Raw genomic sequence first — 26,898 nt, 5'->3', positions numbered from 1 at the left:
TCACTTTCGTATAGTACTATTATACTACATCGAAATCCTGAGTGAAAGAAAAAAGACAACCGCCTCCTATTAGGAGGCTAGTTGTCTACAGTCTGTGCCCGCCTTATGGCGGGCTATTTTCATTCAATAACTCGGCGAAAATCGAAATTTCCTATAAAGAAAAAAATAATTATAAATCATTGATCTTAAGGGTACCTCTAAAAACTGCCCTGATTTGACGCTTACCCTATAGCTATATATCATGATACGCGGCCTTAGGCTTGCATCCTGTGATTTTTACTATTTTTTAATGTTATTCAAGTACAGTTCAAATTCTGGTCACCAGTCGCATAAACTGCCATCCTCCGGTCTTCTGCAAACCGGAATATATGCCCTGCGGTAAGGATACATTTTTGCCGCCTCCTCATCAATATCACAGCCAATCCCCGGGGTATCTTCCATCGTCAGATATCCGTCCCTGTAAACAGGTCCGCCTTTGATCACTTTATTAATTTTGTCATCTACCGTGCCATCTTCCTGAATACCAAAATTATAGGCCGACACATTCAAATGCCAGTTTACCGCATGGGTGACTGGTGAGACATCATTAGGTCCATGCCAGGCAGTTTTAACATCGTAAGTTTCCGCTATCGCTCCAATCTTACGTGCCTCCGTAATTCCACCTATTCTGATCAGATCACACCTGATAAAATCAAGCCATCGGTTCGTAATTCCAGGAAGGCACTCCCAGCGGCTTTTGTAAAGTTCACCAAACGCAATAGGCACATTGGTATGGGACCGAACAGACTTAAGGCTCTCCGTGCAGTCCGGAGCAATAGGATCTTCAATAAAAAATGGGTTATATTTCTCCAGCTTCCGCATTATGTAGATTGCCCTCTCTGGGCTGAATCTCTCATGCAAATCAAAAATAATTCCCACCTTTGGCCCTACCACCTTACGGATATTTGCAAAGTATTCAATCATTTCATCTGCATAGAACTCCGGATCCCATTTCTCTATCTTGGGAGCATTCTGCGCCTCTGTGCTGTTCAGGGTACCGTTTGCGGCCGACAGCCCTGCGCGCAGGCGTATCACCCTCAGGCCACGTTTTTTCACAAACTCTGCTGCCTGTTCTACTTTATCCTGATTTGTCTCACCTAATACATGGGAATAACAAAGTACCTTATTTCTCACCCTTCCTCCCAACAGGGAATATAGGGGAAGTCCCGCTCTTTTTCCTTTAATATCCCACAAGGCCATATCGATCCCGCACAGCGCACCCATTATAATATTGCCGCCCCGCCAGTATGTGCCACGGTAGATCAGCTGCCAGATTTCCTCTATATTGTCCGGATCCATTCCAATCAGCATAGGCTTTAGATATTCGTCCGTTAAATCTGAAACAGCCTTTTCTCTCCCATTTAGGGATGCATCCCCAATCCCATAAATGTCGGGATCATCTGTGATGACCTTAATAAACAGATAATTTTGTCCAGGGCAGGTTAAAATTGTTTTAATATCAACTATCTTCATATGGAATAAAGCTCCTTAATCTTCTGCATTATTCTTTCTCAGGGCTATTTTTAAATCTGCAAAAATCAATCCTGCTACTATAATTACCAGGGCAATAGATATGGGACGAACAAATACATATCGTAATACTCCCATATTCTTGGCATTAGCTATTAAAAGGGATCTGCGAAAGTTTTCTTCCAGCATCTGTCCTAGTATAAAACTGATCAGTACAGGAGCCAGTGGTATATCCGCCCGTTTCATCCACAGTCCCGCCATGCCAAAAACAACACATACCGCCACATCAAATAGGCTATTTCTAGCACTATAGGAACCGATCAGGCACAAAGCCATAACCACAGGCACAATATATTTTGTCTTTACAAGCAATATCTTAGAAAAAAGGTTAGAAAAGTTAACGCCTACCAACACCATCACCAACATACTGATGATCAATGAAAACATCAGCGCATATGCCAGCACGCCATGTTCTGAAAACAGCTTGGGCCCCGGAATAATTCCGTGAACCGTCAATGCCCCATATAAAAGCGCGGAGGAAGAGCTTCCCGGTATTCCTAACGCCAATAATGGAACCAGGCTCCCACCCACTGCGGCATTATTGGCTACCTCAGGAGCAATAATCCCTCGTTCATCTCCCATGTTTTTCCCAAAATCATGATTGCTGCCATAAGTCCTCCTAGCCTCGCCATATGCCACAAACGAAGCAATTGCACCGCCTGTTCCAGGCAATACGCCAATCAATATTCCAATAGCCGCCGACTTTAAAGTAAGCCACCATTCCTTTATCAGAATCACCCACCAGATATGCTTCTGATGGATATCCTGAGAATTCACCTTAACAAGTCCACTGCTGTCGTCTGTTTTGTCCATCAATGAGAGCATTTCAGATACCGCGAACAGACCTACCACCATTGGGACCAAATTAAGACCTGCAGAAAGCTGAAGGGAATCCATTGTAAATCGATAATTTCCACTTAAATTGTCGACTCCGACAATGGAAAACAAGACACCGACAGCCACTGCAAAAAACCCTTTTGCCATAGATGATCCCATCAAGCTTCCTACAATGGAAAGTCCCCCAAGGCATACAAGAAACATCTCCGGAGGCCCGAACTTTAGGGCAAATGAGGCTAAAACCGGTGTGAAAAATATCAAAATGATACAACCCCAAAATCCTCCAATCCCACTCGAAATTACAGAATATAAAAGTGCTTCTTTAGCCCTTCCCGATTTAGCCATCAGATTTCCATTTATTGCCGTACAGGCAGCCTCGGCCGCTCCGGGACAATTTAACAATATCGCAGAAATTGAACCACCATACGTTGCCCCCATATAAATTCCAGCCAGCATGGTAATACCTACCACAGGGTCTGTCCCATAAGTCAATGGCATCAACAATGCAATACCTACCACACCGTTCAATCCTGGAAATGCGCCAAAGACAATTCCTATAACCACTCCAATGATATTAAATAACAGACACTGGGGAGAAAAACTGGAAATGGCTGCTCCCAAAAGCTGATCAAACATGCTTTGTCCTCACTTTCATTATTCCAGGCCAAACACAGCCGGATTTCTTTCCACTGCCGCCTTCAGTGTTTTTCCCGCCTCAGTTAGGGCTGCCTCTACCTCTTCACCTGTCGTAAACTGATACAAATCGCCGGATTCCGCCATTTTATTCCGGAATTCTTCTGTATCAGTGGCCTCTTTAATCAGCAATTCCAGCCTTTCTGCCACATCTTCCGGCACATCCTTAGGCGCAATAATCAAGCGGCTGCTCACGGGAAGCTTAACCTCAGGATATACGTTGCAGAAAGCTGGTACACCTGGAAGAGAAGCAATTTCTTCCGGCGCCATCACACAGAGAACTCTAAAGTCTGTCCCCTCCACTTGAGATGCAAACCGTTTACCAATGAGAGCTACATCCACATGATTTCCCATTAACGCATTAAAACTGTCACCTCCGCCTGAATAAGCTATATTTGTCACCTTCACACCCAGTTGATCCTCTAAAATTCCCAACAATAGATTGTGCGTGACACCTGATGTGGATACCGTCAGTTCTCCCGGATGTTCCTGAGCAAACTCAATCATTTCCTCTATGGATTCAAAACCCGTGGATGGGTTTGCAATAAATATCTCACCATCCACATTCACGCCGCAGATGTATTTAAAATCTGCCTCCGTATATTTTACGCTGTCCCCACCCAGAAAGACAGATCCCAGTACATCGTAAACTGAAGTACCGGCTATGGTATATCCGTCCGGAGCAGCCTTTACCAGCTCTGCCGTGCCAACCGCCCCTCCATTTCCAGGCATGTTGTTAATAATAAATGCATGGCCCGCCACTTTCTCCACCTCTGCACCAACCATACGCATCAATGCATCTGTTCCGCCGCCAGCTGAGAAAGGAATGATAAAAGTAACATCTTTTTCCGGATAACTATCTGTCTCTTTCTGTTCCGGGGTCTGTGCCTTTACCGCCTGTTCTTTTGTATCCTGCTGCTTGTCAGACTGCTCCTGTGTTGCCCGCGCTGCCATATTCTCTTTCATCCCACAGGCAGTTCCAGTTGCCATCACTGCAGCAACCGCCAATATCATCCATCTTTTCCTTAGCATATTTTTACCTCCATCATATCTCCATTGTTTTCTAAATCCAAAGGCCAACAGGAGTTACCATGTGAAACAATTCAGCAAAACTGATATAAAGGATTGCCGCGGCTATCAGGCTTTTAACCAGGATACTCACACAATACCATCCTGACACCGATTTCCTCCATTCCATAATCAACATGAGTGCGACTATGAGAAGAAAAATTGCCGAATAAAATCCAAGCCATGGCATCACGATCCAACACAGTATCATACAAAGATTTCCCAGCATTTCACTTTTTGAAAAACCCATGGCCCCGCTGTCCTTATCCCCCGTTCTTCCCATGATTGTCTGGATCAGCAGCACACCGGCACATATAAACATAATCCAAAATAATACATTAGGAAGAAACCAGCTTTCCCTAATCCTGATCTTATCAGCCTCGATCTTTACTATAAATGCAACTACAAACATTACAATGGATACATAGAAATCCTTCTGCTTAACAAATGATGCCTTTCGATTTTCCTGCATATTATTTCTACCTCCCATCTTGCTCTATCAGCGCGCTCTGATAATAAAATTATATAATCCCTCACGCTAAAAGTAAATGCAAATCAAACTATACTACACGCATTTTCACTATTTACAAGCCTATTATGAAAACTTTTGCATTTTATTTGATTTAAAGCTGAAAACAGCAAAAGTTCAGTTCATCTTTCGTTACGTTAATAAAAGATCAGCCTGGTATACTTAAAGTGCCCAGGCCATACTAATTTTTATTCATTTTCTGCAGCAATTCAGGACGGCGGGAAAATGGCCGGATATCTGCCACTCTCTAATATTCCAATTTATTTGATACGCTTTCTGCTCTTTAAGATCACATCCCTGCAACCACTGATATATTTATTCTGAGAAGGGCGGCGTAAAATTTCGGTTTGTATTGCACCCAGAATGCTGATTTCACATATATTCCCAAGATGTAAATAGTAAAGGTCATCCGGAATATCAGGGCTGTAACAAAGAGTATAATCCGCAAATTTTGCCATGTTGGAATTAGGAATTGCAGTGATTGCAACAATGGTTGCTCCGTTTTTTGATGCTGTCTCCATTGCTTTTATAACCGACCTCACCTCACCGCTGTAAGCAATCCCTACCGCTACATCGCCTGCTTTTAATGTGGATGCTGCTAACTGCATATCCACATTATCATTAATTGCCTGACTCAGCACGCCGACCCGTAGTAAAAGCTGCTTAGCATATAAACCAGAAATATACCCTCCGCTCTGCCCATAAAAGTTAATGATATTTGCATTCAAAAACTCATCCACTACATTTGAGATCGTAGCCGGATCCAGGATCCGGATTGTATCATTTATGGCATCACAAGCGCTAAGAGCCAGCTTCTGCAAAACAACGGACAGCGAATCGCTATTTTTTATAAGATTATTCTCAATTGAGGATGACAGCGTTTTTTTATTCATATATAGCTTCATTTCACTGAATCCCTTATAAGATAGTACCTGGCAGAAACGTGATATGGTAGCGGTGGAAATATCAAGCTTCTTAGCCAGCAATGTAATTGATGAATACAAACCCGAATCAGGATGTGTAAGAATATAATCGGCAATCTTTTTCTGCTGCTTTGACAAAAAAGCGTATTGGCTGCGAATACGGGTAACATATTCAAAATCTTCAGTTGCTAGAGTTTCCCCGGATATATCAGACATATGCATTACTCCTCCCCTTATTATACCGGTGGTCCAACAGTGCTGTCCCAACACATAATAGCAGTTGCTGTATCGATATCTTCTCTTAAATATAATACCACATATACTGACTTTTTTGGTGTCTATTTTCATCAAAAGATGTAAAAAGGAGTCTCCACACCGTTTTATCTTTCGATGCGGGGGCTCCCTGTCTATTCCAATCGGATAGGGGAAATTTGACCCTCCCTTTCCACATCACGTAGCGTACCGTTCGGTACTACGCGGTGATGCATCTATTGTACCAAACAAGTATTAACAGGGTATGAAGCTGTAAGGTTTTTGCGTCAAATCAGGGCAGTTTTTAGAGGTGCCCATAAAATGATTGAACACAATATTAGAATCAAAAAGTGCAAAAACTGTGGAAAATATTTTGTATTAAAAGGCGACTACAGCACAGATTATTGTGACAGGATTCCAGATGGTGAAAAGTTCACCTGCAAGAAACTTGCAGCAATGAAAGCCAGAAAGAAAAAAGTGCAAGACAATCCCATATTAAAATACGAAAAGGCTTACAAGCGGATGTACGCCCACCTATCAAACCATAAGATATCTAATGAGGATTTTAGACTTTGGGCGGAGGCTGCCGCCAATAAACGTGATTCTTCTCTTGCAGAATATTCCTCCAGTCCCTCGGATGATATTATTAATCAATTCAAAGAATATTTAGACAACAAATGAGTTAACGCCAGGCGCATCCCCTCCGCTGCCCGGCTCTTTTCATTCCCTCAATATTGCAATTTTAAAATAATTGGTGTAAAATTGGTGTAAAAATTCGGTTTTATATTTTTCACCTCCCAGAACCCTTACAAAATAAAGGACATTTGCCCCTTGTCATCTAGTATTGAATACTATATAATAGATATAGCAATGTGATTTTAAAGACAGAGGTGACTGACAGATGAAGACAAATGAAGAACGCGTTCGGGATCTGCTGGCCTATCTGGGAGGCCTGTCCCATGTTAAGCCGGAAGATATACCTGACATTGATTTATATATGGACCAGGTTACTACCTTTATGGAAAGCCATTTAAAAGACATGCGGCGGCACCCTGAGGACAAGGTTCTGACCAAGACCATGATCAACAACTATGCCAAGAACAACCTGCTCCCTCCGCCCGTTAAGAAGAAGTATTCCAAGGACCACATGCTCATGCTGATATTTATCTATTATTTCAAGAGCCTGCTATCCTTTCATGATATTGAGGAACTGTTCCGCCCCATCACATCCAGACACTTTTCAGGCAAGGATTCGCCCCTGTCCCTGGAGGATATTTATACCGAGGTATTTACCCTGGAAAAGGGTGAGATGGGCAACCTGATGAAGGATGTCACCGCCAAGTTCGCCCGTTCCCGCAAGACCTTCCAGGACGTGCCGGTGGATGAGGAGGATAAGAATTATCTGCAGCTTTTTTCATTCATATGTGAGTTGTCCTTTGATGTCTATCTGAAGACGCAGATGATCGAGATGATCGCAGACCAGCTGCGGGAGGAGAACCCGCCGCAGCGTAAGAAATAAGACGCAAATTAACGATAGAATCAATTTAACGATAGATTCAGATCAATAAAAGAAGAACGGATATTCCAGCCTCTCATCCGGCGGATTATCCGTTCTTTTCATGCTCTAAAGGTTTCGTGTTTTAATACATCTGCCTATTCTTTATTCTCCGGCTCCCCTGTTCCACAGTCCACCTGGAGCCTGGAAAATACCATGTCATATCCATCGCTTCCATAATTCAGGGACCGGTTCACCCTGCTGATGGTTGCTGTGGATGCTCCTGTCTTGTCCGCAATCTCCAAGTACGTTTTGCCCTCTCTCAGCATCTTGGCAACCTCATAGCGCTGTGACAGTGACAGCAGCTCATTGATCGTACATACGTCCTCGAAGAATTTATAACACTCCTCCGGACTTTTAAGCGTAAGTATGGCATCAAATAAATGGTCCACTGCATCCGTTTTAATCTTTTTGTTCATGTCCTGGTTCTCTCTCCTTATGTTTCATACGGTCTGGGGTATGTTTGAACATTACCTTTTGTCATCTGTGCGCCCCGCTTAATGGGAGATCTGGCCCAAATGAACGCGGCGCAGGGAGCTGCGTCAAATGAGCTTGGGCCAAATATACCGCGAAGCGGGACATACAGATGACGGAAATGAATTTCAAACACTCCCGCTCCCCCGGGCCGCATGTGTTTTTAGAATAATTGCCCCTCATATAAAGGCACAGGCCATATAAGCCTCATACTTATTCATTTTAGCATATTAAAGTTTGAAAGTCCATATGTGACATCACTTTTTCAATGTGAAGTTTTAGAGTGTGCTCAGAGGTGCTTAGGGCAGGATCGTGGCACTGCCGCTATTCCATTTTTTCCGCCGGGACCCACACCTCAAAATACCTGGTAAACACCCCATCCTCATGTATACGCATCAACAGCCGCCCGATCAGTGATTCCGTGATCTCATACCCCATATCCCATATTGGCTGCAGCACCTGCTCATAAAGACATTTGGTAAATGTATTCCTCCCATAAGCTTTAAACACCGTATACAGGCACTGCCTGGAAGGACAATATTCAACATGTTCCTCCATGGACAAGGCAAGGTCCCTCACTCTGTCCGTGGGTACGGAAAACCCCCAGATATACTCGATCCCTTCCTTTTTTCCAGGATCAAGTCCATGTCCTGGGATTTGAAAGGTAGCCCTTGCAATGGGCATACTGTCCAGCCACTGTGTAATATCCGGCAGCCCGCCTTCGCCTTTGGCCATGGATGTGAAGTCATTGTTCCGGCGGTATGGATCAAAAAAGATCCTGGGACTTTTGTCCGCCTTAAATTTGCCCAAATGGTCCTTATGCCTGTTGATCCGGTCCTTCTCACTGTGCAGTTCATCCAAGATATCCTGATAATGCTGGATCAGGTTCAAAAGTTTTCTCTCCTGGTCTGCAAATCTGGCATTCATTTTCTGGAAATCATCCCGGTTGATCATCTCCTCTATTTCTGCATTTGAGAACTCAAAGGAGCGCAGATAACGGCTGTCCAACAGAAAATTCACGTCCCATGCATCATAATATCTGTAATTGCTTTTACTGTCCTTGCTGGGAGTTACAAACCCACACTCCTCAAAATAATGCAGAGTCTGTATAGGTATCCCCAATAATTTAGAGATCGTGCCGATCTTGTACTTTTCTTCCATTGTCTTCCTCTTTCCCCAAAACAAAATCCCGGAGGCATAATAAAACCTGATACCCACCCTAGGGTTTTCAGTCATGGATCTTTATAAGTTAGACTTAGTATACAATAGAACTCATATTTTGTTAAGAAAATCACATTGTTTTTTGTTGGATTTTCCCCATAAGATTGGGATTGACTTAACAGAAACCATAAGGTTTATACTCCTTTCAACCAATGTGCAGGCTCGGAGTCTCCCCGGCGCCCCCGCAAATCTGAGTGCCGGGAGACTCCGGGAGTACACCAATTAAACCAGGAGGATTCCATATGAAAGCAGAACGTATTTTTACACCCTATCACATAGGAAACTGTGAAATTCCTAACCGTCTCGTAGTCCCGGCCATGGTCGCCAACATGTGCCCTGACGGAAATGCCACCGAACAGTATATTCGCTATCATGAAGAAAAAGCAAAGGGCGGCTGGGGATTGATCATCACTGAGGATTACAGGATCAATGAACATGCAGCCGGCTATCCGGCCGTGGCCGGTCTGTGGAAGGAGGAGCAGATACCAAGCCACCAAAAGCTGACCGATGCCATCCATCGTCATGGTTCAAAGATCTTCTGTCAGATATATCATGCCGGACGCCAGGCAAACCGCCATGTCAACGGCGGGATACAGCCCGTGTCATGTTCTCCTGTTCCCTGTCCCTGGAACAAAGAGATCCCCCGTGAACTGACAACGGAGGATATCCGGCAGCTGGTGAAGGACTTTGGAACAACCGCCCTAAATGCCAGGAAGGCCGGTTTTGACGGAGTGGAGATCCACGCAGCCCACGGGTATCTGATCCATGAATTCCTGTCTCCTAACTGCAACCACAGGATTGATGAATACGGCGGGACCTATGACAACCGGATGCGTTTCCTCCGCGAAGTTTTCAGCGAAATCAGAACACAGGCAGGTCCTGATTATCCGGTGATCATCCGATTCTCCGCCCAGGAAAATTCCGAAGGCGGGCGGGGCATGAGCGAAAGCCGCCAAATGCTGCGGGATATGGAGGAAATGGGGGCTGATGCCATCCACCTGTCCAATGGCATGTACGGCGTCCGCTCCTCTCTTGGAATAGTGGCCTCCTTTTTCCAGCATCACGGTTGGAACGCTGATTTTGCCGCTGAGGCAAAGAGCTTTCTCCATATTCCTGTCATCACCGTAGGGCGCATTTCAGATCCATGTATGGCGGAGGATATCATTGTCTCAGGCAAGGCGGATTTTGTTGCCATGGGACGCGCTTCCCTGGCAGACCCCCATTGGCCAAAAAAGGCCAGGAGTGGATGCAATAATGAAATCCGTCAATGTATCGGATGCCTCCAGGGGTGCACGGCTTCCACCTACCAGGGCGTGCCGATCTACTGTATGGTCAACCCGGAATTGGGCCATGAGTTTGAACTGGATTACTCCCAAACGCCCTCTGCCAAAAAAATATTCATTGTAGGCGCGGGAATCGCGGGAATGGAAGCAGCCAGGGGAGCCGCACTCAAAGGGCACCAGGTTGAGCTGTTTGAAAAGAACAGCACCGTGGGAGGACAGTTTATTTCCGCCGCCTATCCCCCCTACAAAGGAGAATTTGCCACCTATACGGCATGGCTGTACCGGAAAATCAAAAAGCATGACAATATCCACCTGCACCTTAACACAGAGCTGACCGCCCACATGGTAAGGTCCGCAAAGCCGGATAAGGTCATCCTGGCAACAGGCGCAAAGCCAATTATCCCCCAGGTTCCTGGAATCCACAATAAAAATGTGGTCCTGGCAGAGGACGTTCTTTTGGGAAAATCCGACACCGGCATGAATGTCCTGGTGGCAGGAGGAGGAATGGTGGGCTCTGAGACAGCTGCTTATCTGGGAATGCAGTGCAAATCAAAGGTTACCGTCATTGAGATGAGGGATGAGATTGCCCTTGACATGGAGGCAGGCATCCGCGATGACCTGAAGGACTGTCTGAGACGCTGTTACGTTGATATCCTGACCGGGACCAGCCTGGCAGGCGTCACAGAAGAAGGCGCGCTGGTCAAACAGGGCCATACCGTCACGCTGTTGCCCTGCGATACCATTGTGCTGGCCATCGGAACCCGGGCATTCTGTCCGCTTAAAGATGAACTGGAGGGTATCTGCGAAACAGTGACGGTGGGCGATGCCGTAAAAGCCCGGCAGGCGATCCAGGCTTCCAGTGAAGGTTTTTATGCCGGATATCATGGGTAATGCCCGGTCAATAGATTCAAATCCATACAGGCGTTTACAGTCCATATATAAAACAAAAAATGAGGAAAATACATATGATAGGAAAACAACATTTTGGCCGGATCATCAATTTTTTAATCAACATAGCCCTGGGACTGGTTTTGACCTATGTGGGCTTATCCATAGCCGGCGCCATAACCTCCCTGGCATTTATACAGAGTTTTGTGGTCAGTATGGCCGTGGGGTATACAATCTGTGATCTGATCCCGGCTCCTGCATGGGGGCAGATGTTTACAGAGCGGATCGGAATTAAAAACAGGCTGGGATGCCATCTGGTATCCACAGCCATCGGAGGTCTTGTACTGATCACCTGTATTAGTTTTTTCTGCCAGTTTGTGGCAGTTGGCGGCGCCATACTGGCGGTATGGCCCCATGCCCTGCCGTATCTTCTGATGTCCGGTTATATGGTGCTCATTATTTTCATGCCGGTATGCGAACGGATTGCCGGTATCCTGACTCATTGATCCTTATTTAGATTTGCATCACTGCTGCATGGTAGCATGGCATTACATCGCATTGCATGGCATTGCATTATATATCATTCTCATGCACGTCCCAGCATAAACTTCTCCACAACCAGGCCCACCCCGTCCTGGTTGTTGGAGGCAGTGATGTAATCTGCAGCGTTGCGCACAGGCAGAACAGCATTTTCCATGGCCACCCCCAAGCCCGCGTACTTTATCATGGTCAGGTCATTATAACCGTCACCGCAGGCAATCATCTGCTCACGCTCCAGTCCAAGGATGTGTAACAGGCGCTCCAGGGACTGGGCCTTGTCAATTCCCTTTGGCATTACCTCCAGAAAATACTCCTCGGAACGGTACACGCTGAAGTCACGCCCCATGGCTGCTTTTACCCGGGGTTCCACGGTCACCAGGTAATCCCCGTCATCCAGCATCAGGAACTTGGGAACCTGGAAATCCACATAGGATTTCATGTCCTCTACCTGACGCAGGGGAAGGTGGTTGATGTTGGATTCCACCACAGCGTAAGGGCATTCCTTGTTATTGGTAATGATATCCCCGCCTTGATAGGTCAGGATATCCACCCGGTGCTCCTCCGCCAGTCCAATGATCTTTTGGTTGGACTCAAGGGGAAGGAGGGATGTGAATACCGCCTCCCCTGTTTTGCAGTTGGTGATCATTCCTCCGTTATAGGACAGGATATAGCTTCCAAAGCGGTCCATCTCAAGTTCTTTAGCCAAAGGCTCCACTCCGGGCGTGGGACGGCCCGAAGCCAGAACCACGATGTTTCCGGCTTCCTGGGCTTCCATCAGGGCTTTTTTTGTTCTCGGGGTGATGATCTTATCCCGGTTGGTCAAGGTGCCGTCCAGGTCCAGTACGATGATTTTGTAGTTCATTCTATTTTTCTCCTCGTTTGTGTGTTTATCGTGGTTGATTAAAACATTGGCAGTGATCATTGAATCAGTTTAATGATGGTATCCGCAATTCTCACAGCGCCTCCTGCATTTTTAAAAAAACCGAATACAGTATTGAACTTTGACATTAGGGCAAGTACATTCTTCATGACCGTTTTATCAGTTTCTGTCTTACACTCATTGGTCATCAGGCATAAGGTACCTATTGTCCTGGTTACACTATCCTTCACTTCCTCCATGCCAAACAAATTATACTTTAGGATAGATTCATATACACTGTTTAAATGCACCAGTATGATATCTTTTAATTCTTCATTGATTTCTGCTTCTTTTATATCATTTCTCAGGGAATTAATCTCTTCAATAAAATTATCTAACGCTTCCTGTTCCACCTTTGGTACAGAACAGTTGTCTATGAGGAAATCATCGCAGGCCTCAATCCTGCCCGTCATGTCGTCTTTGATAATACTCTCAAGATCAATATTAAATGAACCTTTTTTCATATAAGAATGGATCATTGCTTCTTTTAGATCATTAACTGAATCCAACTTTTTCTGCCTAGTATTCCTATTTACGGTTTGTATCTGCTTTATACTCAAGTCACATAGTTTCAAAAAATCAATTAGAAAAGCAATATAATCCTCATCTTTTTCAAGTTTAAATATTTCTTTGCATGTCCCCTTTTTTATACTGCGTAAAATATATAACAAGCTCCCCGTAGGAAAACCAGATTCATTTTTTATATCCATGCAACTCCCTCCTTCGCATCACGTTTCATGACCCACATAAGTTTAAGAATTCTTTCTTTCATACCTTTTCCGGTAGTAGTCCATTGTTCTGTATTCGATCACATCCCCCATCTGCCTTTTTTATCTTTTCCTCAAAATCATGTTCAGCCATTGTTCCTCATCTCTCCCAGGACGCACGTCAGACGTCACCCACATTTCCAAAGTAGCAAATCCATGGACGGCCTTTAGCAGCCCTTCCATTTTCTCCTCTGTCATGTCCGTAAAATACCTACCGTTCCGTTCCCCTTCCCCTGTCCCATATTTAAAGGAGGTATAGAGGACTCCGCAGGGCACCAGCGCACGGTGCATTTTCCCGAACACGTCCGCCAGTTCATCAAAGGTCAGGTGCAGAATAGAGGAACAGGCCCAGATCCCCTCATATGTCTCCCTTTCATCCAGATCCTGAAAAAACATCTGTCTGACGTTTGTGCCGGTATATTCAGATGCGATCTTTACCAGCTCCACAGAGCCGTCCACAGCATCCGCCATATATCCTCTGCTGATAAAATACTTTGTGTCCCTTCCTGATCCGCATCCGAAATCCAGGATTCTGGCCCCCGGTTTCAGATAGCCAAGAAACCGGTCCTGTATCTGTGTAAATTCAACATCCCTTGTACTGTCAAAGAACTCTCTGGCATGCTGGTTGTAGTACCGTAATGAATCACCCATGTTGACCGCACCTTTCTTATGATATATGGACCATTTTATCATTTTTTAATTGGGCCTGCAATTACAATGTAGAGGTAATGTAGATCAATCCCTCGTTGATTTTGGGTAATGGATGACTTATAATAAAATTAATCATGCCGTATTGATCGCAGGAGGATAATCGCATACAACTATGTCCGAAAAAGAAAAAACTGTTCTATCTATCATTTCGTTAATGGAGCATGCGCTTGAGCTCCAAGAATACACGGTTCCAGATCCGGCCTGTGGGGCGGGCTCTCTTCTGTTTACCCTTTCCAGACTTTTAAGAGACGAAAAGAAAACAAATATAAAAATGATGGGTTTTTACGCCGGTCCTGATATCTGCTGCTCTGTTTCAGATGACCACGATCCAAACCAGTTTGATCTCATTCTGGCAAACCCGCCCTTTGCCTATGAAGGAGGGATCGGAAGGCTGGAGTCAAAGATGCTGACCCGCACCATGGATACCCTGGCGGATAACGGCAGTGCCAGCGTCATCATGCCCTACGGTTTTTTAAGCAGACAGGCGGATCATCCCATCAGAGAACGTTTATATAAAAGCTTTGAGATACTGTCTATCTTTTTGCTTCCGTTAGGCCTGTTTAAGGCAAGGGTCAACACATGTATCCTTACCTTTAAAAAAAGCGATCCTGCCAATCAATACATTGAAATAAACGATTTCAGGAACTGCCGGGATATCAATCTGTACCACGGCCATTTTTCCCATCTCTTCCATCACACGGATGCCGTATCCTTCCGCTTGTCCAGGGAGCAGATTACAGAACCTGATTACTTTTTTGCACCTGAAAAATATGGACTTTCATCAAATAAAGACCATTCTAATGACCAGAAAAGCGGCTATGAGCAGTTATCCCTGTTTCCGGATAAAAAGCTGGAAAACAGCAGCATTGCCTCTGATCTGTTCCGGAAAATGTTTCTCGATAAAGGGTTTCCCTCCATCAGAGGGGAGGAGCTGTTTAAGCTGCGCTCCGGAACAAAGATTGTTTCATCGGATCATGGGGGACCGTATCCGGTCATAGGTGCCAATGGGAGCTATTCATCCACCGATCAATGCAATGTCCATGGACCCATTCCCACCATTATTATCAATCGGGTGGGCGAACACTGCGGACAGGCATCCATCCTTGATAAGCCCGGCTTTATAACTGGCAACGCAATTTACATATCCTTATATTATAAGGAAACCGACCTGCAATACCTTTGTTATCTTCTGAACTTTATGAACTTGAATCAATACAAGACAGGTTCCGGCAAACCATATATTACACAGCGCGACATTTATGAGAAGGGATATCTGTTTCCTCCTCTGGATCTGCAAAAAGAATTTTCCAACAAAATCAGGAATCTGATCTCTCTCAATACAGGAGGAGCTTACTAATGGCAAAAGGCAACCGTGATCTACCAATTGATACCATGGAATCTGATCTATTCGACCTGGACCGCTATTACACCGGGTTGGCTGATTTTATCAAAAAGTGCGAGACCCCGTTGACCATTGCATTGCAGGGAGACTGGGGATCCGGCAAAACCTCAATGATGAACATGATCATGGGGAAATTAACCGAGCCCAATTTAAAGTGCCTGTATTTTAATACCTGGCATTACGCCCAGTTTTCATCCGAGGACGATCTGTCCATTGCATTTCTCAGTGAACTTACCACCGAAGTGCTGAAGTCGGTTTCTGCTCCGGAAAAAATAGTAAACACTTTTTCATCCATGATGAAAAATATATTTAAAAAGACAAAGATCAACGCCAGCTATTCCCTCCTGAATTGTTCTGTTCAGATGGAAACTGATTTTGAGGAGTTATTTAATCTGAACAGCAGTTTTTATCAGGATATCAAAAAGTTCACAAAGGAATTTGAGATAGCGATCCATTCCTTTGTGAAAAAGGCTCCTCGCCGAATCGTTATTTTCATCGATGATCTGGACAGGCTGAATCCGGAGCGTGCAGTGGAATTGCTGGAAATAATCAAGATATTTCTGGATGTGCCGGGATGTATCTTTGTTTTGGCCATTGATTACGAGGTGGTTACCCTGGGTGTTTCCAAGAAGTACGGCGAGGGCCTGATGTATCAAAAGGGTAAAAGCTTTTTTGATAAAATGATCCAGGTTCCCTTCCGTATCCCGGTTGCATTTTATAAAATGGACAAACTTCTGATGACTTCATTTGAGAGCATGGGAATTGATTTGAATGAGGATTCACAGATCATCAGTGATATTATTAAAAATAGTGTGGGCGCCAACCCCCGAACGGTCAAACGGCTGTTAAATACCTTTGAACTGATCAGGGACATTTTAAAGGTAAGCCAGGATGATCACAAAACAAATGTATTGCTTTTGGCAATTTTGTGTATTCAGCTCTGTGATGACAGGCTGTATCAATATTTGACCAGCACAAGGGAATGGACGGATGTTGACAGTAACACGGTATTTTCTTTTAAAAAGGATTCCGATCCCTTATTTCCGAATTACTCAGATTTTCTTGCTGATAAGCTGTCGCTGTGGAACGAGAAGGCGGGTTCTTATAATTATAAGCAGACCCATAACCTGCTGTCTCTGTTAAATGAGTATATTCACTCGGATACAAGGGATATGGGTCTGGATGATGACTCAGATGATTTTGAAATATTTATAAACTTATTAGACCAGTCGCAAATGACTGCTTCCAATGCGGTAAACAGCACACAGCATGACAAAGAACTGCTCACGGATATTCTGGACCTTAAAAAGCTTGTAATTGAGGGATTTTCCATTGATGATGGCGGGATAATTCCTGCAGCCAGTTTTACAGAAGCTTTTTGCAAAATTCTGGAAACGACTGTAAATCCTTCCGATTTTATAAAGCTGGTAAATGACCGGTCAAAAACCGCCCAGTATGGTTTGCCGGACCGGATATTTTATCGATTGGACAGGGATAAAGATAACGATGACTATTCTGATTTGGGATATAAAAAATCTACCATTAAGCGCATCCATGGTCAGGATATCATCCTGCATTACGGGCGTGAAGATTTAAAAAACTATCTGCTGAAATTCCTGAGGGCATTTCATGTAGATAACAGGATCTATCTGTATGTCAAATCAAATACAAATGAGCCAATTTAACGGATATGTGCTCTGATCTATTCTAAAAAGCGAGGCACCAACCAGAGAGCAGCGGGTTTGGATGCCTCTTTTTTTGGTATTTTCCCTCTGCAGCCTTCCATTTTTATTCACCGGTCCATGTCCCCTCTAATAAACTATATTATAAGTGAATACACAAGGAGTCTGTTATGAAAAAAATATTATGCACATTACTGGCAGGAGCCATGGCAGCCGCTGCCCTTACCGGCTGTGCAAAGGCCCCGGGCACGGCTTCCTCCGGCAATACGCCGCTGGTACTCAACGAGGTAGCCCACTCCATCTTCTATGCCCCCCAGTACGCAGCCATCGAGCTGGGTTACTTTGAGGACGAGGGCATTGACCTGACCCTGGTCAACGGCGCGGGCGCCGACAAGGTAATGACCGCACTCATCTCCGGGGATGCGCAGATCGGATTCATGGGCTCAGAGGCCAGCATCTATGTATATCAGGAAGGTTCCCAGGACTACGCTGTAAACTTCGCACAGCTGACCCAGCGGGCAGGCAACTTCCTGGTGGGCCGCCAGCCTGAGGATAATTTTAAATGGGAGAACCTGAAGGGCAAAAAGGTCCTGGGAGGACGTGCCGGCGGCATGCCGCAGATGGTATTTGAGTACATCCTGAAAAAACACGGACTGGACCCCAAGACAGACCTGGAGATTGACCAGAGCATTAACTTTGGTCTGACGGCAGCTGCATTTACATCCAATGACGCTGATTACACGGTGGAGTTTGAGCCATTCGCCACCACACTGGAGAGCGAGGGAAGCGGAACCGTTGTAGCATCCCTGGGAACAGAATCAGGTTATGTTCCCTATACTGCCTACTGTACAAAGAAAAGCTATATGGAAAAAAATCCTGAGCTGATCCAGAAATTTACAAACGCCATCCAAAAAGGCATGGACTATGTAAACTCCCACTCTGCCGAGGAGATTGCAAAGACCATTGCCCCTCAGTTCAAGGAAACTCCGGTGGACAAAATCGCTACCATCGTGGGACGCTACAAGGACCAGGACACTTGGAAGGACGACACCATATTTGAAAAGGAAAGCTTTGAACTTCTGGAAAATATACTGGAGGAAGCCGGCGAGCTGTCAGAGCGGGTTCCTTATGAGAAACTTGTGACCACGCAGTTCTCTGAGGCTGCTGCAAAATAATGGTTACAGCGTTCAAAAAGCCTGCCGCATCTGGATCTTTCAGCATGCGGCAGGCTTTCCTGATTCTCTCTATTCCCCCGGAACCGGCGTCAAATTCGCCCCATCGATCAGCGATTGCCCCTGATCCGAATACACGAACTCAAAATACCTTTGGACCAGGGGATTCTGTTTCTCTATGGCTCCCATGGTCGCCATTACCATTGTCTTGTTCAGGGAATAGCTTCCATTCTGCACGTTCTCCCTGGTTGGCTGGACCCCCTCCACCGACACTGCCTGTACCGTATCGTCCAGCAGTGCCATGGAAATATATCCCACCGCTCCCTGGGTAGCGGCAGTCTTGATCAGAACAGCTCCGGATCCGCTCAGTTCATTGGCGTACCGGCACTGATCCACAATTCCCAGTATTTCCTCAAAAGGATCCCTTGTACCGGAACCTGCCTCATGTCCGGTTACCACTACAGGCATGTTCGGACCTCCCAGTTCATTCCAATTAGCTGTTCTTCCACAGAAAATATCCCTTAGTTCATCTGATGTGAGATTCTCGATCCCGGTCACCTCCTTGTTCAGGATAACCGCTATTCCATCTCTGGCCACAATGTTTTCCACCGCTCCCTTTTCCAGCTCCTCCTGGGTCAGGTTCCTGGAAGATGTACCAATGTCCACAGTCCCCTCCAACAATGCTTCCATACCTGCTGTCGAGCCAATGTACTCAGCGGATACCGCGATTCCCGGCTCCTCCTCCATGAATGTTTCCCCAATGGCAACACACATTTCCTCCATGGAAGTACTTCCCGCCAGCTGGATATTTCCGGTCAGCTCTTCCGTTTTCTTATTGCATCCTGCGATCATTATCACCACACCGGCCAAAAGAGCTGCTGCCCCCAATGCAGTTCTGTTTACAACTCCGCCTTTTCTCATCATTCCTCTCATCCCAGTCTCCATCCTGCGTTTTCAAAATCCCTCATCATATGTGCAACAATATCCTTACTGTACTGATAATCCCCTTCCCCTTTCAGAGGATGGATCGCTGCCAGGGGGATCTGCCGCTCATACAGTGAACCATGGGTCCTCACCTGATCTGTAACCAGATATTCCCCCTCCACTTCCCCAAAGGCGCATCCTTCAGAAGCAAATATCACATAATCCCCAATCCTGTCTTCAGGCAGATGATAAAGAGCCGCCGCTTCCTCCCTGCCAAGGATCTTCTCAATCTCCGGAATCTCCTCTGCCAGTGCACACAGCCTCTCTCCATCCTTTTCGTTTTCCAAAAACAGATAGAGAATACCGCCTTCCTGATAAATATGGTTTTCCACATACCGGTCCTTTAAGGGCGCCAGGCAATACAGAGGGATCCCCTTGTTGTCCGCAATGTGCTTAACATTCAAAAGCCTTTTCTTCTGATTCATCCCATGGTCCGCGGTTATGTAGATCCGCCTTCCAGGGTCCGCTTCATGGATCCTGCCAATATACTCGTCAATCCACCGCATCTGCAGCCTTGCCTCCGATGTCTCCGGTCCGTAATGATGGAATCCATAGTCATTGGTGGTGCAGTAGACGAAATCGGGATGTTCCTTCTCAATACAGGCCAGGGCTGCTTCCATGATCCACCGTGTGCTGGACAGGTCGCTTACCTCAGGCGGCATGTCCAGCCCCAGACGGTTAAGGAGCAATTTATCCGGTGCCTGGACACTGATTCCGATGTCAGCACCCTCACCGTATACGCCCAGAACCTTACCCTTAACAGTGAGGAATGCGGTCTTTTTTCCCATTTTCCCATAAGCGTTCAAAATGGTGGGCGCTTTCATGAACCCTCTTTCTTCTATAAATCCTTCTTCCCCGGTATCCGGGTCGTAATAATAATTCCCTACTATTTTTGTGTCCTCCGGGAATTTTCCTGATAAAATACAGGCGTGGTTTACATTGGTTACCGTGGGTACCGCACTTTGGACCTCTTTTACAAATCCATGAGCCCTGGCCAGTCTGTAAATATTAGGCGCTGTCTCCGGTGTCAGATAATCCGGTGCGCATCCGTCAATTACTACGATTAAACATCGATCCATTTCCATTCTCCTTTCGTATGCCCTCATTCTATCACGCATTTTTACTATTGAAAAATATGAATATAATGATAATATTATAAGTAAATACTAATATCAGGAGTTGAACATGACCATACGGAATCTGGAAATATTTGTGGAAGTCTGTAAACATATGAATATGAGCAAGACAGCGCAGAACATGATGATCTCACAGTCATCCGTCAGCCAGGCAATCCACTCCCTGGAAAATGAATACGGCATCCGTCTCTTTGAGCGCCTGAACCATTCCCTTTTTCTCACCAATGCGGGAAAGCAGATGCTCTATCTGTCTGCCCAGATCCTTAAGAACATCGAACAGCTGGACACCCGCATGAAGGATGCCTCCTTTTGCAACACCTTAAGCATAGGAGTATGCACCACCATAGGCAATTGCCTGATCCATCCCCTTTTAGAGCACTGCCGATCCCTCTATCCGGATACCAGGATCCTGGTGGAGATCACCAACAGCAAGGCCCTGGAAAAAAAGTTATTGTCCGCCAAGCTGGATCTGGCTATTGTCCAGAGAACAAAGCGTTCCCCGTATCTGGAGCATATACCGATCCTGGAGGATCAGCTGGCTATTATCTGTCCGAAAAATCATCCCCTGGCGGGTAAGACAGTGGAGTTAAGAGAATTGGAACAGGAAGTATTTATTGGACGTGAAAAAGGAAGCGGAACTGAAATGCTGCTGGAGCATGCATTTTCCAGCAACAGCCTGTCCCTGAACATTGGATGGGTCTGCAACAGCATTGAAACAGTGAAACAGGCTGTCCTGCACAATGCCGGAATTGCAGCCATTTCCTCCTACCTGGTACAACCGGATATCAGCAGTCATCAGATGGGTATGATACAGGTCAGAAATCTCCGGCTGAACCGCCAGTTTGACCTGGTATTCCATAAAGACAAGATCCGCGACACCTGCTTTCAACAGTTTGTGGACACCTGTACCGGTCTGGGAATGAAAGGAATGGACAACCTGATTCTGAACGCGCTGCAGGCTTCTTTGCCTGAAACACCTGATCATCAGAAAAAATACGAATAAAAAGGAGTCTATCATGAATAAAAAAAGAGTATCGGCAGCAACCGCCGTGGTGATCACGATCCTGATATCCGGATGCGGGATCACGCAGGGGGAAGAGATGTCCGCAGCGGACAGAAAAACTGCTGAAAAGGTGGTAGAATCCACCCAAGACGACACCGCCGGATCCGGGGCAGAGTCAGCAGCAGGATCCTTTCAAATAAAAAACCACATTGACCAGACACTGACCAATCAGTCGCTGCCCGGCCAGTCACCGACCGGCCAATCACGTCATGACCTGTCGGCCATCCCGATACTCAATGGCCAGCCGTCCTCGGACAGCACTACCCATAACGCCGCAAACAGTGCAAGTACTGCAGATTCATCCGCCCCATACAATTCATCCGCCCCATACAATTCATCCGCCCCGCCCAATTCCTCCACTTCATCCAATCATCTTATGGAACAGGCCTCCCCGGAAACCAGCGCAATGACTCTGTACACCTATGACGGCAAAAAGGTTCGCATCGCCTATCTGTTTGACAGCGCAGAGGAACAAAAGATCCTGGAATCCCTGAACTCAGTAAAAGCCACCAGGGTAAAAAGCTGGTCCGCAGACAATGCCGCTCTGCCTGTTTACGGGATTGAAATCGGCCGAAAGGATGGGTTCAGTATCTTTGCCGCCTGGACAAACGGCAGGTGGATCGCCCAAGACGGAAGCGTTTACCAGTTGGATTTTGACTTTGAACAGCTATCTGAAAATGGGAACTGGGAGGATGCAGGAGAACTGCCCTCTTTTACCTCCTTTCCCTGCGCCCGCCTGTTTACCCAGGAAAACGGCGGATGGAACACGCGTTTCCTGGTCCCGGCAGCGCCTTTAAACTCGCCTGGGGGAGTTACCATGACCCTGGATTCCTGGAACCAGGATGTGGCGGAGGTTACTATCTCCAACAAAAGCGGCCAGGAATGGGGCTGCGGGGAGTTTTATGAACTTCAGGTATCAGTGGATGGCACCTGGTATGAAGTTCCCGCCATACCAGGTAACTGGGGATTCAACTGCATGGGTTTTTATGTACCGGACGGGGAATCCCTGGGCATGGTCAATCATGTTGCCATGTACGGGCAGCTGCCTCCGGGAAACTACCGTCTTGTACTCAATGAACTGTCCGTGGATCATAAAATCCAGTGACATCAACCATCTGACCATACTTTTTGGAATGTTTGATCCCTGCCTGTACTATAATTATACTATGGTAAAACAAATCATTCCCGGCGGATTTTAGAAAGGTATCGGTATACGCTGGCCTGGGAAATTCCCAGGGCCAGAGCTGCATCCTTTACCGCTCCCTTTAGAAGGAATACGCCGTCCCTTTCCAGCCGTTCCATCACTGCCAGACGCTGGGACTGGGACAGGCTCTTGCCATTCAGGTCCATTTCCCTGAAAATACGTGACAAGGCCTCGTTCACTGTTTCTCCGCCGGAAACAGGCACTGTCTCTCCAGACAGCGGCTGGACTGATGGATTCCCGGTTCCCGGTTCTCCGGACTGAGACTTTCCCTGACCGGCCGGTATCTCCTTGTAAGTCTCGTCATAGCGGAAATTGGTTTCCACAAATGTATCCGGGTGACACAGCCCCAAAAGCTGCTTTGCCAGGTCCGTATATTTGCTGTCGTCAAAATTAATGGTCAGCAGCCCGATCAACTCGTCTGACGTATTCTCAATAAACAGCGTGGAGGAACGCAGCTTCTTTCCAAGGGCGGATACCCCCATATAATGGGTACGATAGGAATAATTGTGATAGCTCTTATCCGCAATGATCTGCAGGATCTCACCGGACAGCGGAGCCCCCAGCTCCTGTCCGCTGACATGGTTGTTGGAGATTGCAATAATGGACCGTTCCTTGTCCTCCAGACTGTGGAGCACAATCTCATAATCCGGACCAAGGGTACGGCCAAGAAATTCCGTTAACTTTATATAATGCTGAAGAATTGAATGATTTTCTGTATTCATGACCTGCTTCTTTCTTTATACTCATATAGTGCTATTGTATCAAAATACACTTTTAATAGCTAGAGGGTGTTTGAGTATATGTCGCAATAATATTTTATCATTTTCATCTTATTTATGATAATTTTTTATTACTATTTTCTCCATTTTATGCACTATGTATATTTTTATGCCCTAAAAATTATTTTTTTATCATTTACAACAAATCAGCTTGACATTATTCTCAAAATATAATAATATATTCTCGTAAGTTGAGAAAACATTATCACATCTAGTATCCTTTCTTCTCAGCTTGAACCTATTACATAATACTGTCCGCCAGTCGGCAACGATGACCGGGGTATTTGGAAGCGGCAAAGGCCCGCATCCAAACCAAAATCATTTTATGGAGGTATTATTATGGCTATCAAGTATGTTCCAGAACCATTCCGTATCAAGGTGGTTGAACCACTGAAAATGCTCACACGCCAGGAGCGCGAGCAGGCGATCGCCCAGGCCAAATACAACATGTTTGGCTTAAGAGGAGAGGACTGCTACATTGATCTTCTCACTGACTCCGGCACCAATGCCATGAGCGAGGACCAATGGGCGGGAATCATGAAGGGCGATGAGGCCTATGCCGGCGCTTCCTCCTACTACAAACTGGTTGACGCCGCCAAGGACATTTTCGGATATGGATATGTCCAGCCCGTACATCAGGGACGCGCTGCTGAAAAGGTTCTGTTCCCCACCTTCCTCTCCGAAGGTAAAATTGCGATTTCCAACATGTTTTTCGACACCACCCGTGCCCATGTGATCCTGGCCGGCGCGCGTCCCATTGACTGCGTGATCCCGGAAGCAAAGGACCCGTCCCACCGCTGCAAGTTTAAGGGCAACATGGATGTGGAAAAGCTGGAACAGATCATCCTTGAAAAGGGAGCTGAGAACGTAGGCCTGGTGGTCATGACAATTACCAACAATTCCGCCGGCGGGCAGCCTGTTTCCCTGCAGAACATGAGGGACGTTTCCGCAATCTGTAAGAAATACAACATTCCCCTGGACATTGACGCGGCGCGCTACGCTGAAAACGCATACTTTGTTAAACGTGATGAGGAGGAATGCAAGGACTGGCCGATCAAAAAGATCATTAAGGAAATGTTCTCCCTGGCCGACATGTTCACCATGTCCGCAAAAAAGGATACCATTGTCAACATGGGCGGTATGATCGGAGTCAAGGATGGAGAGTCACCCTTAATCCTGAAAATAAAAGCAAACTGTATTTCCTTTGAAGGATTCTATACATACGGAGGACTCAACGGACGCGACCTGGAAGCCCTGGCGATCGGGTTATACGAGGGCATTGATGAAAATTATCTCCGTTACAGGATCGGACAGATGGAATATCTTGCATCCAGGCTGGATGATGCCGGTATCGCTTATCAGGCTCCGGTTGGAGGCCATGGCGTGTTTGTGGACGCAGCAGCCATGTTCCCCCAGATTCCTTATTATGAATTCCCCGGCCAGGTATTGGCCATTGAGCTTTATAAGGAGGCAGGCATCCGCACCTGCGATATTGGATCTTACATGCTGGGCAATGACCCGGATACAAATGAACAGCTTCATGCCGACTTTGAATTCACACGTCTGGCCATTCCGCGCCGGGTCTACACCCAGGCTCATATTGATATAATGGCAGACGCATTGATTGCAATTAAAGAGCGGGCCCATGAGATCAAACATGGTTACAGGATTACATGGGAGCCACCGATCCTTCGTCATTTCCAGGCTTCCCTGGAACCCATTGAGGATTGAAGGTAAGGGGCAGACCGCATGACGTTTCAAATGTAATTTGAAATCATGTGATGTGCTTGGCAGCAATAAGATAGGGCATCCTATAGTAGCTTAAAGATTACTGTGGGGGCCCTTTTTGTCTTCATTTTGTATCGAAAAGGAGAAGAAATATATGGGAAAAACATCCAATGGCAGCAACAGGGAATCATGGGGATCGAAATGGGGTTTTATTCTTGCATGTATTGGTTCGGCAGTGGGGATGGGAAATATCTGGCTGTTTCCCAGCCGGGTTGCAAATTACGGCGGCGCGTTTCTGGCAGCATATCTTATCTTTGACATTCTCATCGGGTTTTCCGGCGTGATCGGTGAAATGAGCTTTGGACGCAAGGCAAAGGAAGGCCCTGTGGGCGCCTTCAGACAGGCCTGCGCATCACGGGGAAAAGGGAATACAGGCGCCCTGATAGGAGGTATTCCCATGGCGGGGGCGCTGATGCTGGCTATCGGCTACTCCGTAGTGGTGGGCTGGATTTTTAAATATGTGTTCAATGCATTTACCGGTAAAGCCCTTTCCTATGGTGCGGATGTGTCTGATATCTCAGGTTATGAACAGGCATTCGGCGCCACTGCCTCTCCCTTTGGCAATAACTTCTGGCTGATCATTGCACTGGCAGTCACCTTTGCCATCATGGTACTGGGTGTTGCCAGCGGCATTGAAAAAGCCAATAAGATCATGATCCCTTTGTTTTTCCTGCTGTTTATAGGCCTAGCCGTCTATGTTTATTTCCAGCCCGGAGCTTCTGATGGTTACAAATACATGTTCTCCATTAATCCTGAAAAGCTGAAGGATCCCATGATGTGGGTCTACGCCCTGGGCCAGTCATTTTTCTCCCTGTCCCTGGCCGGCAACGGAACGGTTATTTACGGCTCATACCTGTCCGATGATGAGGATATTGTCAGCTCCGCATGGAAAGTGGCCCTGTTTGATACTCTGGCCGCATTCCTGGCCGCACTGGTCATTGTGCCTGCCATGGCAGCAGCCGGCTCCACTGCCTTTGGCGGGGGCCCCGGCCTGATGTTCATCTATTTGCCCAACCTGTTCGCAGCCATGCCAAGCGGACACATTGTAATGGTGGTATTCTTTGTGGCTGTGCTGTTTGCAGGCCTTACCTCCCTGGTGAACCTGTTTGAGGCTCCCATCGCCACCCTTCAGGATAACCTGCACTTCAGCCGTGCCAAAGCAGTTACCGTCATCGGTATTATTGGGGTTGTGGTGGCGCTGTGCATCCAGGGTATTGTTTCCGGCTGGATGGACTTCGTATCCATCTATATCTGCCCTCTGGGCGCCGGTCTGGCCGGGATCATGTTTGCCTGGATCTGGGGAAAGCAGGCCGTGGAGGACGCGGTATCCCTTGGAAGAAAGCAGCGGATCGGAGGCTGGTACTATCCCCTTTATAAATATGGATTCTGTATCCTGACCATGGCAGTGTTTATTCTGGGAATCGTCAACGGCGGCATTGGCTGACACAGCCCGCGCCGG

25 protein-coding genes are annotated in these 26,898 nt (G+C 46.4%); 11 read left to right on the top strand and 14 right to left on the bottom strand.

Annotation, left to right across the window (positions count from 1 at the left end; all coding sequences use genetic code 11):
* Positions 1-318: 318 nt before the first annotated feature.
* The 5 genes from ABID13_RS26150 to ABID13_RS26130 all read right to left on the bottom strand — a co-directional run bounded on the left by ABID13_RS26150 (position 319) and on the right by ABID13_RS26130 (position 5,835).
* Positions 319-1,512 (bottom strand): enolase C-terminal domain-like protein, encoded by a 1,194-nt coding sequence (locus ABID13_RS26150; RefSeq protein ID WP_048931159.1) that lies wholly within the window; start codon positions 1,510-1,512, stop codon positions 319-321.
* 15 nt (positions 1,513-1,527) lie between these two features.
* Entirely contained in the window at positions 1,528-3,042 is a 1,515-nt protein-coding gene (locus tag ABID13_RS26145) for a tripartite tricarboxylate transporter permease (protein WP_048931160.1), read from the bottom strand.
* An 18-nt stretch (positions 3,043-3,060) separates the two neighbouring features.
* The gene (locus ABID13_RS26140; protein ID WP_048931161.1) at positions 3,061-4,131 is read right to left on the bottom strand and encodes a tripartite tricarboxylate transporter substrate binding protein; all 1,071 of its coding nucleotides are present in this window, start codon (positions 4,129-4,131) and stop codon (positions 3,061-3,063) included.
* Between the two features lie 31 nt (positions 4,132-4,162).
* On the bottom strand, positions 4,163-4,639 hold the full coding sequence (locus tag ABID13_RS26135; RefSeq protein ID WP_048931162.1) for a tripartite tricarboxylate transporter TctB family protein: 477 nt from the start codon (positions 4,637-4,639) through the stop codon (positions 4,163-4,165).
* A 317-nt stretch (positions 4,640-4,956) separates the two neighbouring features.
* Positions 4,957-5,835, bottom strand: a complete 879-nt coding sequence (locus tag ABID13_RS26130; RefSeq protein ID WP_048931163.1) for a MurR/RpiR family transcriptional regulator — start codon at positions 5,833-5,835, stop codon at positions 4,957-4,959.
* 357 nt (positions 5,836-6,192) lie between these two features.
* Between ABID13_RS26130 and ABID13_RS26125 the strand changes: the two genes are divergently transcribed.
* Both ABID13_RS26125 and ABID13_RS26120 read left to right on the top strand, forming a co-directional pair.
* Positions 6,193-6,552 (top strand): DUF6076 domain-containing protein, encoded by a 360-nt coding sequence (locus tag ABID13_RS26125; protein WP_048931164.1) that lies wholly within the window; start codon positions 6,193-6,195, stop codon positions 6,550-6,552.
* Between the two features lie 220 nt (positions 6,553-6,772).
* Positions 6,773-7,390 (top strand): DUF1836 domain-containing protein, encoded by a 618-nt coding sequence (locus ABID13_RS26120; protein ID WP_007860124.1) that lies wholly within the window; start codon positions 6,773-6,775, stop codon positions 7,388-7,390.
* 134 nt (positions 7,391-7,524) lie between these two features.
* Here ABID13_RS26120 and ABID13_RS26115 read toward each other — a convergent pair whose 3' ends face one another.
* The 3 genes from ABID13_RS26115 to ABID13_RS26105 all read right to left on the bottom strand — a co-directional run bounded on the left by ABID13_RS26115 (position 7,525) and on the right by ABID13_RS26105 (position 9,061).
* Positions 7,525-7,845, bottom strand: a complete 321-nt coding sequence (locus ABID13_RS26115; RefSeq protein ID WP_007860127.1) for a YerC/YecD family TrpR-related protein — start codon at positions 7,843-7,845, stop codon at positions 7,525-7,527.
* A 17-nt stretch (positions 7,846-7,862) separates the two neighbouring features.
* On the bottom strand, positions 7,863-8,057 hold the full coding sequence (locus tag ABID13_RS26110) for a DUF6783 domain-containing protein (RefSeq protein ID WP_082082679.1): 195 nt from the start codon (positions 8,055-8,057) through the stop codon (positions 7,863-7,865).
* Positions 8,058-8,224: 167 nt separating this feature from the next.
* On the bottom strand, positions 8,225-9,061 hold the full coding sequence (locus ABID13_RS26105; RefSeq protein ID WP_048931165.1) for a MerR family transcriptional regulator: 837 nt from the start codon (positions 9,059-9,061) through the stop codon (positions 8,225-8,227).
* Between the two features lie 302 nt (positions 9,062-9,363).
* Here ABID13_RS26105 and ABID13_RS26100 point away from each other — a divergent pair, with 302 nt between their 5' ends.
* Both ABID13_RS26100 and ABID13_RS26095 read left to right on the top strand, forming a co-directional pair.
* Positions 9,364-11,295, top strand: coding sequence for an NAD(P)/FAD-dependent oxidoreductase (locus ABID13_RS26100; protein ID WP_048931166.1), 1,932 nt, complete (start codon positions 9,364-9,366; stop codon positions 11,293-11,295).
* A gap of 74 nt (positions 11,296-11,369) precedes the next feature.
* Positions 11,370-11,798 (top strand): hypothetical protein, encoded by a 429-nt coding sequence (locus ABID13_RS26095; RefSeq protein ID WP_048931167.1) that lies wholly within the window; start codon positions 11,370-11,372, stop codon positions 11,796-11,798.
* A gap of 80 nt (positions 11,799-11,878) precedes the next feature.
* Here the strand turns inward: ABID13_RS26095 and ABID13_RS26090 are convergent, their stop codons facing one another.
* The 3 genes from ABID13_RS26090 to ABID13_RS26080 all read right to left on the bottom strand — a co-directional run bounded on the left by ABID13_RS26090 (position 11,879) and on the right by ABID13_RS26080 (position 14,169).
* Positions 11,879-12,694 carry a Cof-type HAD-IIB family hydrolase gene (locus ABID13_RS26090; RefSeq protein ID WP_048931168.1) on the bottom strand — a complete coding sequence of 272 codons (816 nt, stop codon included), beginning with the start codon at positions 12,692-12,694 and terminating at the stop codon, positions 11,879-11,881.
* Positions 12,695-12,750: 56 nt separating this feature from the next.
* Positions 12,751-13,461 (bottom strand): hypothetical protein, encoded by a 711-nt coding sequence (locus ABID13_RS26085; RefSeq protein ID WP_007860134.1) that lies wholly within the window; start codon positions 13,459-13,461, stop codon positions 12,751-12,753.
* A gap of 120 nt (positions 13,462-13,581) precedes the next feature.
* Positions 13,582-14,169, bottom strand: a complete 588-nt coding sequence (locus tag ABID13_RS26080; RefSeq protein WP_048931198.1) for a class I SAM-dependent methyltransferase — start codon at positions 14,167-14,169, stop codon at positions 13,582-13,584.
* 331 nt (positions 14,170-14,500) lie between these two features.
* Here ABID13_RS26080 and ABID13_RS26075 point away from each other — a divergent pair, with 331 nt between their 5' ends.
* The 3 genes from ABID13_RS26075 to ABID13_RS26065 all read left to right on the top strand — a co-directional run bounded on the left by ABID13_RS26075 (position 14,501) and on the right by ABID13_RS26065 (position 18,488).
* Positions 14,501-15,586, top strand: a complete 1,086-nt coding sequence (locus ABID13_RS26075; protein WP_166436647.1) for an N-6 DNA methylase — start codon at positions 14,501-14,503, stop codon at positions 15,584-15,586.
* On the top strand, positions 15,586-17,316 hold the full coding sequence (locus ABID13_RS26070) for a KAP family P-loop NTPase fold protein (protein ID WP_048931170.1): 1,731 nt from the start codon (positions 15,586-15,588) through the stop codon (positions 17,314-17,316). The genes ABID13_RS26075 and ABID13_RS26070 overlap by 1 nt, the downstream gene beginning before the upstream one ends.
* A 167-nt stretch (positions 17,317-17,483) precedes the next feature.
* Positions 17,484-18,488, top strand: a complete 1,005-nt coding sequence (locus tag ABID13_RS26065; protein ID WP_007860142.1) for an ABC transporter substrate-binding protein — start codon at positions 17,484-17,486, stop codon at positions 18,486-18,488.
* 69 nt (positions 18,489-18,557) lie between these two features.
* On the opposite strand, the gene ABID13_RS26060 is transcribed toward ABID13_RS26065, so the two are convergent.
* Both ABID13_RS26060 and ABID13_RS26055 read right to left on the bottom strand, forming a co-directional pair.
* Positions 18,558-19,418: a phosphate ABC transporter substrate-binding protein gene (locus ABID13_RS26060; protein ID WP_007860144.1), complete on the bottom strand. Its 861-nt coding sequence runs from the start codon at positions 19,416-19,418 to the stop codon at positions 18,558-18,560.
* Positions 19,415-20,548: an alkaline phosphatase family protein gene (locus tag ABID13_RS26055; protein ID WP_048931171.1), complete on the bottom strand. Its 1,134-nt coding sequence runs from the start codon at positions 20,546-20,548 to the stop codon at positions 19,415-19,417. The genes ABID13_RS26060 and ABID13_RS26055 overlap by 4 nt, the downstream gene beginning before the upstream one ends.
* 106 nt (positions 20,549-20,654) lie before the next feature.
* Here ABID13_RS26055 and ABID13_RS26050 point away from each other — a divergent pair, with 106 nt between their 5' ends.
* Both ABID13_RS26050 and ABID13_RS26045 read left to right on the top strand, forming a co-directional pair.
* Positions 20,655-21,608, top strand: coding sequence for a LysR family transcriptional regulator (locus tag ABID13_RS26050; protein ID WP_048931172.1), 954 nt, complete (start codon positions 20,655-20,657; stop codon positions 21,606-21,608).
* A gap of 13 nt (positions 21,609-21,621) precedes the next feature.
* A complete protein-coding gene (locus ABID13_RS26045) occupies positions 21,622-22,773 on the top strand; it encodes an immunoglobulin-like domain-containing protein (protein WP_048931173.1) in 1,152 nt (383 codons plus the stop codon).
* Between the two features lie 74 nt (positions 22,774-22,847).
* Here ABID13_RS26045 and ABID13_RS26040 read toward each other — a convergent pair whose 3' ends face one another.
* Positions 22,848-23,594, bottom strand: a complete 747-nt coding sequence (locus ABID13_RS26040; protein WP_045093729.1) for a helix-turn-helix transcriptional regulator — start codon at positions 23,592-23,594, stop codon at positions 22,848-22,850.
* Positions 23,595-23,990: 396 nt separating this feature from the next.
* Here ABID13_RS26040 and ABID13_RS26035 point away from each other — a divergent pair, with 396 nt between their 5' ends.
* Together ABID13_RS26035 and ABID13_RS26030 are read left to right on the top strand one after the other, a co-directional pair.
* On the top strand, positions 23,991-25,382 hold the full coding sequence (locus tag ABID13_RS26035; protein ID WP_007860152.1) for a tryptophanase: 1,392 nt from the start codon (positions 23,991-23,993) through the stop codon (positions 25,380-25,382).
* 151 nt (positions 25,383-25,533) lie between these two features.
* Positions 25,534-26,883 carry a sodium-dependent transporter gene (locus ABID13_RS26030; RefSeq protein ID WP_007860154.1) on the top strand — a complete coding sequence of 450 codons (1,350 nt, stop codon included), beginning with the start codon at positions 25,534-25,536 and terminating at the stop codon, positions 26,881-26,883.
* Positions 26,884-26,898 lie beyond the last annotated feature (15 nt).

This window comes from Enterocloster citroniae, from assembly GCF_040545455.1.
In the GTDB taxonomy this organism is placed as follows: Bacteria; Bacillota; Clostridia; order Lachnospirales; family Lachnospiraceae; genus Enterocloster; species Enterocloster citroniae.
Note: the sequence above shows the minus strand (reverse complement) of the source record. Positions and strands in the feature narration are given on the sequence as shown.

What these genes read in the sequence shown, in the direction of transcription:
- ABID13_RS26150 (WP_048931159.1), bottom strand. Translation starts at nt 1,512, where the DNA reads ATGAAGATAGTTGATATTAAAACAATTTTAACCTGCCCTGGACAAAAT.
- ABID13_RS26145 (WP_048931160.1), bottom strand. Translation starts at nt 3,042, where the DNA reads ATGTTTGATCAGCTTTTGGGAGCAGCCATTTCCAGTTTTTCTCCCCAG.
- ABID13_RS26140 (WP_048931161.1), bottom strand. Translation starts at nt 4,131, where the DNA reads ATGCTAAGGAAAAGATGGATGATATTGGCGGTTGCTGCAGTGATGGCA.
- ABID13_RS26135 (WP_048931162.1), bottom strand. Translation starts at nt 4,639, where the DNA reads ATGCAGGAAAATCGAAAGGCATCATTTGTTAAGCAGAAGGATTTCTAT.
- ABID13_RS26130 (WP_048931163.1), bottom strand. Translation starts at nt 5,835, where the DNA reads ATGTCTGATATATCCGGGGAAACTCTAGCAACTGAAGATTTTGAATAT.
- ABID13_RS26125 (WP_048931164.1), top strand. Translation starts at nt 6,193, where the DNA reads ATGATTGAACACAATATTAGAATCAAAAAGTGCAAAAACTGTGGAAAA.
- ABID13_RS26120 (WP_007860124.1), top strand. Translation starts at nt 6,773, where the DNA reads ATGAAGACAAATGAAGAACGCGTTCGGGATCTGCTGGCCTATCTGGGA.
- ABID13_RS26115 (WP_007860127.1), bottom strand. Translation starts at nt 7,845, where the DNA reads ATGAACAAAAAGATTAAAACGGATGCAGTGGACCATTTATTTGATGCC.
- ABID13_RS26110 (WP_082082679.1), bottom strand. Translation starts at nt 8,057, where the DNA reads ATGCGGCCCGGGGGAGCGGGAGTGTTTGAAATTCATTTCCGTCATCTG.
- ABID13_RS26105 (WP_048931165.1), bottom strand. Translation starts at nt 9,061, where the DNA reads ATGGAAGAAAAGTACAAGATCGGCACGATCTCTAAATTATTGGGGATA.
- ABID13_RS26100 (WP_048931166.1), top strand. Translation starts at nt 9,364, where the DNA reads ATGAAAGCAGAACGTATTTTTACACCCTATCACATAGGAAACTGTGAA.
- ABID13_RS26095 (WP_048931167.1), top strand. Translation starts at nt 11,370, where the DNA reads ATGATAGGAAAACAACATTTTGGCCGGATCATCAATTTTTTAATCAAC.
- ABID13_RS26090 (WP_048931168.1), bottom strand. Translation starts at nt 12,694, where the DNA reads ATGAACTACAAAATCATCGTACTGGACCTGGACGGCACCTTGACCAAC.
- ABID13_RS26085 (WP_007860134.1), bottom strand. Translation starts at nt 13,461, where the DNA reads ATGGATATAAAAAATGAATCTGGTTTTCCTACGGGGAGCTTGTTATAT.
- ABID13_RS26080 (WP_048931198.1), bottom strand. Translation starts at nt 14,169, where the DNA reads ATGGGTGATTCATTACGGTACTACAACCAGCATGCCAGAGAGTTCTTT.
- ABID13_RS26075 (WP_166436647.1), top strand. Translation starts at nt 14,501, where the DNA reads ATGATGGGTTTTTACGCCGGTCCTGATATCTGCTGCTCTGTTTCAGAT.
- ABID13_RS26070 (WP_048931170.1), top strand. Translation starts at nt 15,586, where the DNA reads ATGGCAAAAGGCAACCGTGATCTACCAATTGATACCATGGAATCTGAT.
- ABID13_RS26065 (WP_007860142.1), top strand. Translation starts at nt 17,484, where the DNA reads ATGAAAAAAATATTATGCACATTACTGGCAGGAGCCATGGCAGCCGCT.
- ABID13_RS26060 (WP_007860144.1), bottom strand. Translation starts at nt 19,418, where the DNA reads ATGAGAGGAATGATGAGAAAAGGCGGAGTTGTAAACAGAACTGCATTG.
- ABID13_RS26055 (WP_048931171.1), bottom strand. Translation starts at nt 20,548, where the DNA reads ATGGATCGATGTTTAATCGTAGTAATTGACGGATGCGCACCGGATTAT.
- ABID13_RS26050 (WP_048931172.1), top strand. Translation starts at nt 20,655, where the DNA reads ATGACCATACGGAATCTGGAAATATTTGTGGAAGTCTGTAAACATATG.
- ABID13_RS26045 (WP_048931173.1), top strand. Translation starts at nt 21,622, where the DNA reads ATGAATAAAAAAAGAGTATCGGCAGCAACCGCCGTGGTGATCACGATC.
- ABID13_RS26040 (WP_045093729.1), bottom strand. Translation starts at nt 23,594, where the DNA reads ATGAATACAGAAAATCATTCAATTCTTCAGCATTATATAAAGTTAACG.
- ABID13_RS26035 (WP_007860152.1), top strand. Translation starts at nt 23,991, where the DNA reads ATGGCTATCAAGTATGTTCCAGAACCATTCCGTATCAAGGTGGTTGAA.
- ABID13_RS26030 (WP_007860154.1), top strand. Translation starts at nt 25,534, where the DNA reads ATGGGAAAAACATCCAATGGCAGCAACAGGGAATCATGGGGATCGAAA.